This window comes from Mesobacillus selenatarsenatis SF-1, from assembly GCF_000813125.1.
Lineage (GTDB): Bacteria > Bacillota > Bacilli > Bacillales > Cytobacillaceae > Mesobacillus > Mesobacillus selenatarsenatis.
Genome location: NZ_BASE01000043.1, coordinates 18,749 through 30,658, shown reverse-complemented (window position 1 = coordinate 30,658; position 11,910 = coordinate 18,749). Strand labels below are relative to the sequence as shown.

The 11,910-nt window shown below is 42.3% G+C and carries 15 protein-coding genes; 13 read left to right on the top strand and 2 right to left on the bottom strand.

Annotation, left to right across the window (positions count from 1 at the left end):
• Window positions 1–11: 11 nt before the first annotated feature.
• The gene (locus TY49_RS24230; RefSeq protein ID WP_084135440.1) at window positions 12–155 is read right to left on the bottom strand and encodes a YpzI family protein; all 144 of its coding nucleotides are present in this window, start codon (window positions 153–155) and stop codon (window positions 12–14) included.
• Window positions 156–366: 211 nt separating this feature from the next.
• Between TY49_RS24230 and TY49_RS09520 the strand changes: the two genes are divergently transcribed.
• The 9 genes from TY49_RS09520 to hbs all read left to right on the top strand — a co-directional run bounded on the left by TY49_RS09520 (window position 367) and on the right by hbs (window position 8,397).
• Window positions 367–978, top strand: coding sequence for a YphA family membrane protein (locus TY49_RS09520; protein WP_052442144.1), 612 nt, complete (start codon window positions 367–369; stop codon window positions 976–978).
• Window positions 975–1,868 carry a YIEGIA family protein gene (locus tag TY49_RS09515; RefSeq protein WP_041965679.1) on the top strand — a complete coding sequence of 298 codons (894 nt, stop codon included), beginning with the start codon at window positions 975–977 and terminating at the stop codon, window positions 1,866–1,868. The genes TY49_RS09520 and TY49_RS09515 overlap by 4 nt, the downstream gene beginning before the upstream one ends.
• Entirely contained in the window at window positions 1,865–2,050 is a 186-nt protein-coding gene (locus tag TY49_RS09510) for a capping complex subunit for YIEGIA (RefSeq protein WP_041965678.1), read from the top strand. The genes TY49_RS09515 and TY49_RS09510 overlap by 4 nt, the downstream gene beginning before the upstream one ends.
• Window positions 2,051–2,251: 201 nt before the next feature.
• On the top strand, window positions 2,252–3,562 hold the full coding sequence (gene der / locus TY49_RS09505) for a ribosome biogenesis GTPase Der (protein WP_041965677.1): 1,311 nt from the start codon (window positions 2,252–2,254) through the stop codon (window positions 3,560–3,562).
• A 19-nt stretch (window positions 3,563–3,581) separates the two neighbouring features.
• Window positions 3,582–4,628, top strand: coding sequence for an NAD(P)H-dependent glycerol-3-phosphate dehydrogenase (locus tag TY49_RS09500; RefSeq protein ID WP_041965676.1), 1,047 nt, complete (start codon window positions 3,582–3,584; stop codon window positions 4,626–4,628).
• A gap of 254 nt (window positions 4,629–4,882) precedes the next feature.
• On the top strand, window positions 4,883–5,083 hold the full coding sequence (locus tag TY49_RS09495) for a DUF2768 domain-containing protein (RefSeq protein WP_023627530.1): 201 nt from the start codon (window positions 4,883–4,885) through the stop codon (window positions 5,081–5,083).
• A gap of 28 nt (window positions 5,084–5,111) precedes the next feature.
• Window positions 5,112–5,825: a YphF family lipoprotein gene (locus TY49_RS09490; protein ID WP_041965675.1), complete on the top strand. Its 714-nt coding sequence runs from the start codon at window positions 5,112–5,114 to the stop codon at window positions 5,823–5,825.
• 304 nt (window positions 5,826–6,129) lie between these two features.
• Window positions 6,130–7,608 carry a stage IV sporulation protein A gene (gene spoIVA, locus TY49_RS09485; protein ID WP_041965674.1) on the top strand — a complete coding sequence of 493 codons (1,479 nt, stop codon included), beginning with the start codon at window positions 6,130–6,132 and terminating at the stop codon, window positions 7,606–7,608.
• 516 nt (window positions 7,609–8,124) lie between these two features.
• Window positions 8,125–8,397, top strand: a complete 273-nt coding sequence (gene hbs, locus TY49_RS09480) for a non-specific DNA-binding protein Hbs (protein ID WP_023627533.1) — start codon at window positions 8,125–8,127, stop codon at window positions 8,395–8,397.
• A 283-nt stretch (window positions 8,398–8,680) separates the two neighbouring features.
• Here hbs and TY49_RS09475 read toward each other — a convergent pair whose 3' ends face one another.
• The gene (locus TY49_RS09475) at window positions 8,681–8,863 is read right to left on the bottom strand and encodes a hypothetical protein (RefSeq protein WP_041965673.1); all 183 of its coding nucleotides are present in this window, start codon (window positions 8,861–8,863) and stop codon (window positions 8,681–8,683) included.
• A gap of 233 nt (window positions 8,864–9,096) precedes the next feature.
• Between TY49_RS09475 and folE the strand changes: the two genes are divergently transcribed.
• The 4 genes from folE to TY49_RS09455 all read left to right on the top strand — a co-directional run bounded on the left by folE (window position 9,097) and on the right by TY49_RS09455 (window position 11,870).
• On the top strand, window positions 9,097–9,663 hold the full coding sequence (gene folE / locus TY49_RS09470) for a GTP cyclohydrolase I FolE (RefSeq protein ID WP_041965672.1): 567 nt from the start codon (window positions 9,097–9,099) through the stop codon (window positions 9,661–9,663).
• A 160-nt stretch (window positions 9,664–9,823) separates the two neighbouring features.
• The gene (gene mtrB, locus TY49_RS09465; RefSeq protein WP_041965671.1) at window positions 9,824–10,057 is read left to right on the top strand and encodes a trp RNA-binding attenuation protein MtrB; all 234 of its coding nucleotides are present in this window, start codon (window positions 9,824–9,826) and stop codon (window positions 10,055–10,057) included.
• A 270-nt stretch (window positions 10,058–10,327) separates the two neighbouring features.
• The gene (locus TY49_RS09460; RefSeq protein WP_041965670.1) at window positions 10,328–11,164 is read left to right on the top strand and encodes a heptaprenyl diphosphate synthase component 1; all 837 of its coding nucleotides are present in this window, start codon (window positions 10,328–10,330) and stop codon (window positions 11,162–11,164) included.
• Between the two features lie 4 nt (window positions 11,165–11,168).
• Window positions 11,169–11,870, top strand: a complete 702-nt coding sequence (locus TY49_RS09455; RefSeq protein WP_041965669.1) for a demethylmenaquinone methyltransferase — start codon at window positions 11,169–11,171, stop codon at window positions 11,868–11,870.
• Window positions 11,871–11,910 lie beyond the last annotated feature (40 nt).

Below are 11,910 nucleotides of genomic sequence, written 5' to 3'. Positions count from 1 at the left end.
TCGGTCGCGTTTTAGCTATACTTGCCGTCATTTAAGGAACGAGCTTCTTCAGGGCTTTGCATTTTAGCAGCTCCTGGGTAGTGTAGTGCCTGGTCACGGTCAGACTCGACTCGCCCGCTCTTTTTAAGTTTCTTTTCCTGTCTATCTTTGCCCATATCATTACCTCCTGGTCATTAATATAAAAGCCTTACAGAGATTTGTCCTGATAAACAGACCTACTCCTGTTATTTGTCCATTAATCCAGAACAGTTTTCCAGCTGTTATAAATGTACTGCTTTTCTTAACATGGAACAGGTGAAAAACTTTATGCAAAAAAGATTAAATTACATAAGTGATTACCATAATGGAAATGATAGGAGGGGTTGAATGGAAGGGTTGTACTTTTATTGGCTGGCATGGATAGGTTGGATTTGGACTACTTTCTTCATGAATAAAGATAATCCACTTCGGTTGAAATGGACTGTTATGTTGCTTGCCGTCATTTTTGCGGCGCCACTTACAGTTGATGTCCTTATATTTGAGCTTCACCTCTCTGCTTTTGCGATTGCCTTTTTTATTTTTTTGGAAACCAGGCGAAAAAAGACAGGCTCATTATTATATTTATTTTTATCTTCATTTATTATCATGCTTGCCTATACGAGTTTTTTAATGTTCGAATTATTCGACCCGATCTGGGTGTTATTCGATCGGAAAATTATGCTTGGAGCAGCAGGTTTTTATCTGGCAGTCCTGTTACATACAGATAGACATGATCGTTTATTGGCTTTGATTTCAGGCTTTTTGCAGGGTGATATATTATTTTCTGCGATTCTGTGGAAGTTTAATTTTCCATATGCTGCTGCATCCATGGTTTTTATGGACATATTGTTCATATCTCTAGGATTGCTTCTTGCCTGGTCAGCTATTGAATCAATAATTGCGGTCATGTCAGGAAGTACAATAAACCAAGTTGAAGGGGAGGAACAAAAGACTTCATGAATGAATACACGTTACCAATTGTATTCGGAATTGCTATAGGAACGTTATCGAGACTTTTTATGCTGAGGACCGATTATCGTCAGTATCCAACGTATTTGCATGGGAAAATCATTCATGTAGCTCTCGGATTCATTGCAGCGGGACTTGGCACGGTTGCAGGTCCTGCAATCATGGAGGAGGAATTCACGGCGATTACCTTCTTGACCCTGGCAGCGTCACAATTCAGGGAAGTCAGGAATATGGAGCGAAATACGCTTACCGAACTTGATAGCTATGAACTCGTTTCCCGGGGTAAGACCTATATCGAGGGAATTGCAATTGCTTTTGAGAGCCGCAATTACCTGGTGATTTTCACCTCGCTTGTCAGCACACTCGCATACCTGATTTTTAACATTTGGGCTGGAATCATTGCCGCGATCATTGCGGTGCTTATCTCCCATAAGCTGATGTCAGGCGGAAAGCTAAAGGATATCGTTGAAATTGAATACATGGAACCACGGTTTGATGGCGCCGGCCTTTATGTTGATAATATTTATATTATGAATATCGGACTTCCTGAAAGGCAGAAAGAAGTACTTCGTTATGGTATGGGTTTTATTTTAAAGCCCAAAAACATGAATGCCCGTTCCACAATTGCGAACCTTGGACAGAGACAGGCGGTGCTGCACGATTTGTCAACTGCGCTTGGAGTTTATCGTGATTCAGGAACACCTGCACTCGTACCGCTGGCTAAAAGAGATCTGGACGATGGCAGAGTAGGAGTGTTCGTGCTGCCACAGGAACGGGATATCGAACGTGCGATAACGGTGATTGGTGATGTGCCAACACTGGAGAACGCAATCAGGATGCCTTCTGAAAAAAATAGCAATGAAGGGAGTGGGGCTCAATGATGCTTGAGAAATTCGTCCTTGCCGCCATCACAACGAACCCTAAAAAAATACCATCCGGAACCGCTGTTTTTCATTGCGATTCAAAGGAAGAAATGGAGAAGGTGGCGGCAAACCTCGAAGCAATCCTGGATGGAATTGCTCATGCCCTGACGGAGGAACTTTATATTATCGTAAAACACTGACAAGAAATGTTTTCATTGCCTGTTTAAGGCATCTTTTGATAAACTGATTAAGCCAGACCCTTCCTGTATATCAAGAAGGGTTTATTTTATAAGTGTCGTGAAGGCATTAAATTAATAATGAGAACTATAGAATTTTGAGTTTGAAATTGTTATGGCTCAGGTCATTGACCTGCACAATAGAATTTTGAAAGGGTGATGTTCATGACGAAACCAGTGGTGGCTATCGTTGGGCGTCCGAATGTCGGCAAGTCTACGATTTTTAACCGAATCGTTGGTGAACGTATTTCGATCGTTGAAGATATTCCTGGAGTAACGAGGGATCGTATATACAGTTCAGCTGAATGGCTGACACATGATTTTAACATTATTGATACTGGCGGGATAGATTTAGGAGATGAACCGTTTTTGGATCAAATCCGCCAGCAGGCTGAAATTGCGATTGACGAGGCAGATGTAATCATTTTTCTTGTAAACGGCAGAGAGGGAGTAACATCTGCAGATGAAGAAGTGGCAAAAATCCTCTATCGATCCAACAAGCCAGTAGTCCTCGCAGTCAATAAAATTGACAACCCAGAAATGAGAGACATGATTTACGACTTTTATGCTTTGGGATTTGGGGAACCTTTCCCGATTTCTGGCTCCCATGGGCTAGGTTTGGGTGATTTGCTGGATGAAGCGGCAAAGCATTTTCCGAAGGATAAGAAAGATGAGTATGATAAAGATGCGATCAAATTTTCATTGATTGGCCGGCCAAATGTTGGGAAGTCTTCTTTGGTCAATGCGATTCTAGGAGAAGAACGTGTAATTGTAAGTGATATAGCGGGTACAACTAGAGACGCGATTGACTCGCAAGTAACCTACAACGGTCAAAAATATGTCATTATTGATACTGCTGGAATGCGCAAAAAAGGAAAAGTGTACGAAACGACTGAAAAATACAGTGTTTTAAGGGCATTAAGGGCTATCGAGCGTACAGATGTTGTCCTTGTAGTGATTAATGCGGAAGAAGGCATTATTGAGCAGGACAAGCACATTGCCGGATACGCTGAAGAAGCAGGCCGGGCAGTCATCATTGTTGTTAATAAATGGGATGCAATTGAAAAAGACGAAAAGACAATGAAGGAGTTTGAGGAGCAAATCCGTGCTCACTTCCAATTCCTGAGCTATGCACCAATTGTTTTCTTATCGGCAAAAACAAAGAAACGAATCCACACATTGATGCCGATGATTGATATGGCTAGTGAAAATCATGCGATGAGGGTACAGACCAATATCTTGAATGAAGTCATCATGGACGCTATTGCGATGAATCCGACGCCAACAGACAAAGGAAAGAGGCTTAAGATTTATTACGCTACACAGGTATCGGTAAAGCCGCCTACCTTTGTTGTCTTTGTCAACGAACCTGAGTTAATGCATTTTTCTTATGAGCGATTCCTTGAAAACAGGATCAGGGATGCCTTTGATTTCACAGGCACTCCTATCAAGATTTTTGCGAGACAAAGAAAATAAGATAAAGGTTGTGGTTTAAATGGAAAGGAAGAGTGAGAAAATAGCTGTTCTTGGTGCTGGAAGCTGGGGGACGGCTTTGGCTATGGTCCTCGCCGACAATGGCCATGAGGTTCGTCTTTGGGGGCACAATCCAGTGCAAATTGATGAAATCAATCATCACCATACCAACAAGAAATATCTTCCTGAAATTACTCTGCCTGCAACCATCATTGGGTATTCATCACTTCAGGAGGCGCTGGCAGGGATCAAAACAGTTATTATGGCTGTTCCTACTAAAGCAATCCGTGAAGTAATCCGAAAAATGACTGAGGTTACTTCTGAACCCTTGGAAATTGTCCACGTCAGCAAGGGAATCGAACCGGACTCCTTGCTTCGTATTTCTGAAATGATTGAAGAAGAAATGCCTGAGGGCTTATTAGAGAGCGTTGTGGTTTTATCGGGTCCAAGCCATGCCGAAGAGGTGAGCCTGCGCCATCCCACTACGGTCACTGTATCCTCGAAAAATATGGGAGCGGCCGAAAAAATTCAGGATTTGTTTATCAACAATAACTTTAGAGTATACACAAATCCGGATTTAATCGGTGTGGAAATTGGCGGGGCACTTAAGAATATTATTGCTCTTGCTGCCGGGATTTCAGATGGGTTAGGTTATGGGGATAACGCTAAGGCTGCTTTGATTACCAGGGGGCTTGCTGAAATAGCCCGGCTTGGTGTCAAAATGGGCGCCAGCCCGTTGACTTTTTCAGGATTGACAGGGATCGGGGATTTGATTGTCACTTGTACGAGCGTCCATTCAAGGAACTGGCGGGCTGGAAATCTGCTTGGCAAGGGCCAGAACCTTGAGGAGGTCCTTGAGAACATGGGGATGGTCGTAGAAGGCGTAAGGACGACGAAGGCGGCATATCAGCTTGCTGAAAAATATGGAGTCAATATGCCGATCACTAATGCGTTATATAATATCCTTTTTAATGAAGTCAACCCGAAGGACGCTGTTGATGGGTTGATGTCCCGAGAGAAAACTCACGAGATGGAAGACCTGGCCGATATCCTCGGGGGTAAAATCTGAGATAGAAAAATTTTCTAATGAATAATATTGCCAATATAGGCATTCGAGGATGCGATTTCTTCTATGCTTGCATAAAATGCAACGAAGCAAACTGGTGGTTTGAACTGGGTGTTAGGGTATTTAGTCATGTAGGCTGAGGTAAAGTTGTCCGCCCCTTCTTTACTTCAGCTTTTTTTTGCCTTCATAAGGTTTTTTCCTGCTTGCATATTTGCTGCATATGATATAATACTTCTCGGAAAAGGGAGGGGTTTATTTTGTCACCCGCATTATTGAAAATGTACATTTCTTTTGTTGGCATGGGCAGTATGATTCTGTCCTTGTTTGCCATCTATTTAAGCCGTTATAAGTTAAAAGGTTTCTTCAAAATTGCAACGGCGATCATAGCCTATGTGCTGATGATCTTAGCAGGGCTGATAATCTTTTTTGTTGTTTTCAGCGGTCCGACGAGCGAATAAAATACATAGGATTAAAGGGTTGGGATCAATGAACAAAATCCGTATTTTTATGCCAGTCATCCTGGTATTACTCACATTGACTGGGTGTATGTATCCGGAAGAAAAACTTGTACAGAATCAGGTTCCCTATAAGGACCAGCTTGATAGTGTCCAGTCTGCTGTTGACCAGTACAAGGAGGCAAATGGCGGCTTGCTGCCTATCAAGACAAAGGATTTAGAGACACCGATTTATCAAAAGTATCCAATTGATTTTAAAAAAATCGTTCCAAGATTTATTGCTGAGGCTCCAGGCAATGCATATGAAAATGGAGGCCTGTTTCAATATGTCCTTGTAGATGCTGAAACAGACCCAACAGTGAAGCTGCTCGATTTAAGAATGGCAGAGACAATCCGTGAGATAAAAATGAGAATCAATGCATCTGGATATCCACCTTTTAAGGAACGGATCGCAGACAATGTGTATACTCTTGATTTTAAAAAGATTGGCTATAAAGAAGAGCCTTTCGTTATAAGCCCATTCACAAACCAAAACCTGCATTTTATCATTTCGACTGATGGCGAAATTTATGTTGATTACCGGAGTGACCTCTACCAGGCTATTAAATCGTCAAAGAAAGAGTTTGCAGAGGGCGAGGATATCCGAGACATTCTCGTAGATAATTCCATGTTCGTGCCAGCATATTCTTTGCCATATACCATCGATAATGAGACCAATGAACCGGTCTTTTTAGTAAAGGAATAAAATAGAAAGTTCACAAGTCGATGCTTTTATGGGCGAACAATGAGCTTCTGCATTTCTAATAAATTAGTCATAACCCTGTTTCTGCAAAATATATTGTAGAAGTAGGGTTTTTTTGTCTTTAAAAAGATAACGATTGTTCTCATAAATGGGAATTGAAGGAGTCTTTTTTGAAATTAAAATTAAGGGGGTAAAAAAATAAAAAATTGTCATATTGATATAGGACAACATCATAAATATATACTGTCCCAGATTACTAATTTGGATGAATTTATTCCCACTAACTCTATGATCGGGAGGGGATCACTTGGAAAAGGTAGATATTTTTAAGGATATTGCCGAGAGGACTGGCGGCGATATTTACCTGGGGGTTGTAGGTGCGGTCCGCACTGGAAAATCCACTTTTATCAAAAAATTCATGGAACTGGTGGTTTTACCTAATATCAATAACGAGGCTGAAAGGGCCAGAGCGCTTGATGAGCTGCCGCAGAGCGCAGCAGGTAAAACAATCATGACCACTGAACCGAAATTCGTGCCTAACCAGGCAGCATCCGTGCACGTTGATGATGGTCTGGATGTAAATATCAGGCTCGTAGATTGCGTAGGATATACAGTTCCGGGAGCAAAGGGTTATGAGGATGAGAATGGGCCAAGGATGATCAATACGCCTTGGTATGAAGAACCAATCCCTTTCCATGAAGCAGCAGAAATTGGAACAAGGAAGGTTATTCAGGAACACTCTACACTCGGTGTCGTCATTACGACGGATGGGACAATTGGGGAAATCCCAAGACAAGATTATATTGAGGCAGAGGAAAGAGTAATTGAGGAACTAAAGGAAGTCGGCAAGCCGTTCATTATGGTGATCAACAGCGCCCAGCCGTATCACCCAAATACGGAAACACTCCGTTCCCAATTGGCTGATAAATATGATATTCCTGTGCTTGCAATGAGTGTTGAAAGCATGCGGGAATCAGATGTTCTCAGTGTCATGAGGGAAGCACTTTACGAATTCCCTGTCCTAGAAGTGAACGTCAATCTGCCAAGCTGGGTAATGGTGCTCCGCGAAAACCACTGGTTGCGTGAGAGCTATCAGGAAGCTGTCAAGGAGACTGTGAAGGACATTAAGAGGCTGCGTGATGTTGACAGGGTCGTACATCAATTCAGCGATTTTGAGTACATCGACAGGGCTGGACTGGCGGGTATCGAAATGGGCCAGGGTATAGCGGAGATCGACCTGTTTGCTCCAGATGACCTTTATGACGAGATTCTTAAAGAAATCGTAGGAGTAGAGATCCGCGGCAAGGATCACTTGCTTGAGTTGATGCAGGAGTTTGCCTATGCCAAAACAGAGTTTGACCAGATTTCTGATGCGCTTAAAATGGTTAAACAGACAGGTTATGGCATCGCTTCACCTTCACTGACGGACATGAGCCTGGAAGAGCCAGAAATCATTCGCCAGGGGGCGCGTTTCGGTGTTCGTTTAAGAGCAGTAGCCCCTTCAATCCATATGATCAAGGTGGACGTAGAATCTGAATTCTCGCCAATTATTGGGACCGAGAAACAAAGTGAAGAGCTCGTTCGCTACTTGATGCAGGATTTTGAAGATGATCCGCTGTCAATTTGGAATTCTGATATCTTTGGAAGAAGCTTAAGCTCAATCGTCAGAGAAGGAATTTCAGCAAAATTGAGCCTGATGCCAGAAAATGCTCGTTATAAATTAAAAGAGACGCTGGAAAGAATCATCAACGAAGGTTCCGGTGGATTAATAGCAATCATATTATAATTTGGACTCCTTTTGGGAGTCTTTTTGTTTTGCCTGCGAGAAAATCCTTGTTCTTCACTCTATCTTGTGTATTTACCAGTATTTGGACCCGAATTAATCTATTAATATAACTTCATTTCAGTGAATTATGAGTAAAGACCTTGTTGAATGCTTGCGTAATCAGGAGAAAAGGCATAAAATTCATTATTGTATGTTTGATACTGCCTGTTACGGGTAATAAATTAGGGTCAACATATTACAATTATGTTTCAAAGAAGAAAAGATTCCCATTATTTCTTGAAATTATCTTGATAAGAGTAAAACATTATGATAATCTTTTAACAGAATTAGCGTTGTAGCTTACAAACCCTTATATAATAGGGTTTCAGGCGATTTAGGGTTTCTTTATCAAAGTTTTTTTAAAACTATGATAATAAAATCTTCCAGCAACGTATAGAATTCATATGTTTTGTTTAGAAATGTAGTAAGATGCTTAATTTCTGAGCAATGGGATCTCTTTGGGAGGAGGTGAATGGCATGAACAAAACAGAACTTATCAATGCAGTTGCAGAAGCTAGCGAGCTTTCTAAGAAAGATGCAACAAAAGCAGTTGACGCTGTTTTTGATTCAATCTTAAATGCATTAAAAGATGGGGACAAAGTACAATTAATCGGTTTTGGTAACTTCGAAGTTCGTGAGCGCGCTGCCCGTAAAGGACGCAACCCACAAACTGGTGATGAAATCGAAATCTCTGCAAGCAAGGTGCCTGCTTTCAAACCTGGCAAAGCGCTTAAGGATGCAGTGAAATAATTACATACGACGCACTGAGCGTATGCTAAACCCTAAAGGCCGCGACCCGTTCGCGGCCTTTTTCTATCTGTTTTAAGGAATTTATTAATTTATTGAGTTGTGGATAACTCCATGAAGTTTTCTTAATCCAGCTCCAGCGCCTAGCCACTCAAGTCGCAAGTCTAGCTGAGGCTCCTAACTCCTCGAGACGCTTCGGTCCTGTCAATGAAGTCAAAGAACGACTTCACTGTCAGGCCCTCCGAGGCACAGGACGGGCTAGACCCGCCAGCCACAGGATGTGGCGTTATAGGCGGGCAGCGCTTGTCGGAGTTGGGCAGTCGCCTCCGCTTTTCGAATTTGTCCAGTGTCGCCTCCTAGAAACTTCAACGCCGCCGGCAGGGTCGGAGTCTCCAGTTTCTTCGTTTCTGGACAGTCGGCTATACATTTCGATTTCGGTCCAGCCAATGAAGTCAAAGAGCGACTTCACTGTCAGACCCTCCAAGGCACAGGACGTGCTAGACCCGCCAGCCACAGGATGTGGCGTTATAGGCGGGCAACGCTTGTCGGAGCTGAACGAGTCGCTTGCGCTTTTTGTTCTTTTAGAATATTAAGTTTTGCCTGCTTAGAATTGGTTATGCTAAGATGAAAATATTATAATCAATTAGTTGCTTAACTATACAAGATTATAATGAGATTGTCGGATCATAGGAGGAAACGCAGATGTCAAACGTCAATCGTGCCCAAATCGAAGAAGCGGTGCGTTTAATATTAGAGGCAGTCGGTGAAGACCCAAACAGGGAAGGTTTGCTTGATACTCCAAAGCGGGTCGCGAAGATGTATGAGGAAGTTTTCTCAGGATTGAACCAGGATCCTAAAGAATATTTTGAAACCATTTTCGGTGAGGACCATGAGGAGCTCGTTTTGGTCAAGGATATTCCTTTCTACTCAATGTGTGAACATCACCTGGTTCCTTTCTTCGGCAAGGCACATGTCGCATACATTCCACGTGGAGGCAAGGTAACCGGACTCAGCAAGCTTGCGAGAGCTGTGGAAGCAGTAGCGAAAAGACCTCAGTTACAGGAAAGGATCACTTCTACGATTGCGAATTCCATAATGGAAAAGCTTGATCCCCATGGTGTCATGGTAGTGGTTGAGGCGGAACATATGTGCATGACAATGAGAGGGGTAAAGAAACCCGGCTCTAAAACAGTTACTTCTGCTGTAAGGGGAACTCTAGCAGAGGATGTAAACGCAAGGGCTGAAATTCTCTCATTGATTAAAGGCTAAAGGCCTTTGGCAATAAAGTTTTTTCGTAAAGTAACATTCAAAAGTTTTCGAAGGCTGAAAGGAATTCTTTTAGCCTTTTGTTATATCATTAGCAAACATAACTGCTACTCAACGGGTACGTCCCGGGCTCGACATAATCTTTTCAGTAAGGGGGATAATAATGGATAAGAAACAAGGTGTTAACACGGACTATGTTGTCATTAAGGCTATTGAGGATGGTGTGAACGTGATTGGTCTTACTAGAGGAACAGACACTCGATTCCACCACTCAGAGAAGCTTGATCAGGGAGAAGTTATGATTGCCCAGTTCACAGAACATACCTCAGCCATTAAAATCAGGGGACATGCAAGAATTGTCACTCCATTCGGTGAAATAGTAAGTGAGAAGAAGTAATTAAGGCCAAAATCAACTATTTTGTTACAAAATCAAGTTCAATTCATCGCAAATAGTGTTTAATTTATAATATCTCCTTCATGTTTTCACTATTTGTGATATAATTGTCACTGCCTTGGAATGTTCGGTACAACTGCAAACTAGTGATTTAGGCGCTTTTTTTTATGTCTGTTTTAAATGTAGACCAGCGTTTCATATACGGCTGGCTTTCCTGATTAAAACATTGTTGTGCCCGTCGCCGGCAATCCAACATAAATAAGGGGAACAAGGGTGATTTATTTGCTAGATTTACAAAACAAATTAGACGGCACCAGAGAACTTCTTCTCGATAAACTTTCACATCCTTATTTGCTGGAGCATATAGAATCTCCTTTTATAGATGATGACCGGCTCTTGTTGCTTACTTCATTGCTAGAACAGCAGGAAGTAAATCAGGAAAGAGCAAAGAATTACACTGTGACCGCAATGCTCCTGCAAATTGCCCTTGATACCCATGAGCAGGTCCGTAACTCACAACCCGGTGAAGATGATGAAAAACATAAGCGCCAACAGCTGACGGTTCTCGCTGGGACTTATTTCAGCGGCCTGTATTACAAGTTGCTGGCTGATATGGATGATATTGAAATGATCAAGCGATTGGCTTCAGGTGTAAAAGAGGTCAATGAACATAAAATTTTGTTGTATCAAAAAGAAGCTGAAGCGATCGATAAATTAATGGAAAGCGTGAAGTTAATTGAGTCGGCTCTTTTAGGCAAAGTCGCTGACCATTTCGATGCGGCTGAATGGTTTGAATTCGCTTCTAATTGGCTTTTTGTCAAGAGAATGCTATCTGAAGAAAGCAAGTTCATTAAGTCCGGAAGTTCATTTGTTTTCAATGCACTGAAAAAGCTTGCTCTGCCAAAAATGGACCAGAATACTTCTGAACTTTCTTCGGAACAGCAAAAATACCTCCTTACGATTTGTACAAAATATATTGAATTTTCGATGGCGAAAATTAATACATCGTTAAAGAAGCTGCCAGGGATGAACAGCTTGCTGATCGAACGGTTAGATCTGATTGCAGGGCAGCATCAGACCATGTCTAAAAAATTCGCGGAAGAAGGGTAATGCCATGCAGCAATCGAAGGAACAACGTGTTCATGGAGTCTTTGAAAAAATCTATGAGAATTACGACCAAATGAATTCTGTCATCAGTTTTCAGCAGCATGTTAAATGGCGCAATGACACAATGAAGAAGATGAATGTCCAAAAGGGAGCGAAGGCACTCGATGTTTGTTGCGGTACCGCTGATTGGACGATTGCGCTTGCGGAAGCTGCCGGGAAAGATGGCGAAGTGGTCGGGCTTGATTTCAGCAAAAATATGCTGAAGATCGGCGAGGAGAAATTGCAGGCCCGTAACCTGGACCAGGCAACTTTAATCCATGGTAATGCAATGGAGCTCCCGTTTGAGGACAATACCTTTGACTATGTAACCATTGGTTTTGGATTGAGAAATGTCCCTGACTACAATCAGGTGCTGCGTGAAATGTATAGAGTACTAAAACCGGGTGGGATGGCAGTTTGCCTCGAAACGTCCCAGCCTACAATGCCAGGTTTTAAACAAGCATACAGGGTATATTTCAGGTTTGTCATGCCGATGTTCGGTAAACTGTTCGCTAAAAGCTATAAGGAGTATTCGTGGCTCCAGGAATCCGCTAAAGATTTTCCGGGCATGAAAGAACTTGCCAAAATGTTTTCGGAGGCAGGATTCGGCAATGTAGAATACAAACCATACAGTGCCGGGGTAGCAGCTGTGCATATTGGCAAGAAATAGCCAGGTTGCTTTACAGAGTTAAGCAGATATGCCTTTAGTG

What these genes read in the sequence shown, in the direction of transcription:
- TY49_RS24230 (WP_084135440.1), bottom strand. Translation starts at nt 155, where the DNA reads ATGGGCAAAGATAGACAGGAAAAGAAACTTAAAAAGAGCGGGCGAGTC.
- TY49_RS09520 (WP_052442144.1), top strand. Translation starts at nt 367, where the DNA reads ATGGAAGGGTTGTACTTTTATTGGCTGGCATGGATAGGTTGGATTTGG.
- TY49_RS09515 (WP_041965679.1), top strand. Translation starts at nt 975, where the DNA reads ATGAATGAATACACGTTACCAATTGTATTCGGAATTGCTATAGGAACG.
- TY49_RS09510 (WP_041965678.1), top strand. Translation starts at nt 1,865, where the DNA reads ATGATGCTTGAGAAATTCGTCCTTGCCGCCATCACAACGAACCCTAAA.
- der (WP_041965677.1), top strand. Translation starts at nt 2,252, where the DNA reads ATGACGAAACCAGTGGTGGCTATCGTTGGGCGTCCGAATGTCGGCAAG.
- TY49_RS09500 (WP_041965676.1), top strand. Translation starts at nt 3,582, where the DNA reads ATGGAAAGGAAGAGTGAGAAAATAGCTGTTCTTGGTGCTGGAAGCTGG.
- TY49_RS09490 (WP_041965675.1), top strand. Translation starts at nt 5,112, where the DNA reads ATGAACAAAATCCGTATTTTTATGCCAGTCATCCTGGTATTACTCACA.
- hbs (WP_023627533.1), top strand. Translation starts at nt 8,125, where the DNA reads ATGAACAAAACAGAACTTATCAATGCAGTTGCAGAAGCTAGCGAGCTT.
- folE (WP_041965672.1), top strand. Translation starts at nt 9,097, where the DNA reads ATGTCAAACGTCAATCGTGCCCAAATCGAAGAAGCGGTGCGTTTAATA.
- mtrB (WP_041965671.1), top strand. Translation starts at nt 9,824, where the DNA reads ATGGATAAGAAACAAGGTGTTAACACGGACTATGTTGTCATTAAGGCT.
- TY49_RS09455 (WP_041965669.1), top strand. Translation starts at nt 11,169, where the DNA reads ATGCAGCAATCGAAGGAACAACGTGTTCATGGAGTCTTTGAAAAAATC.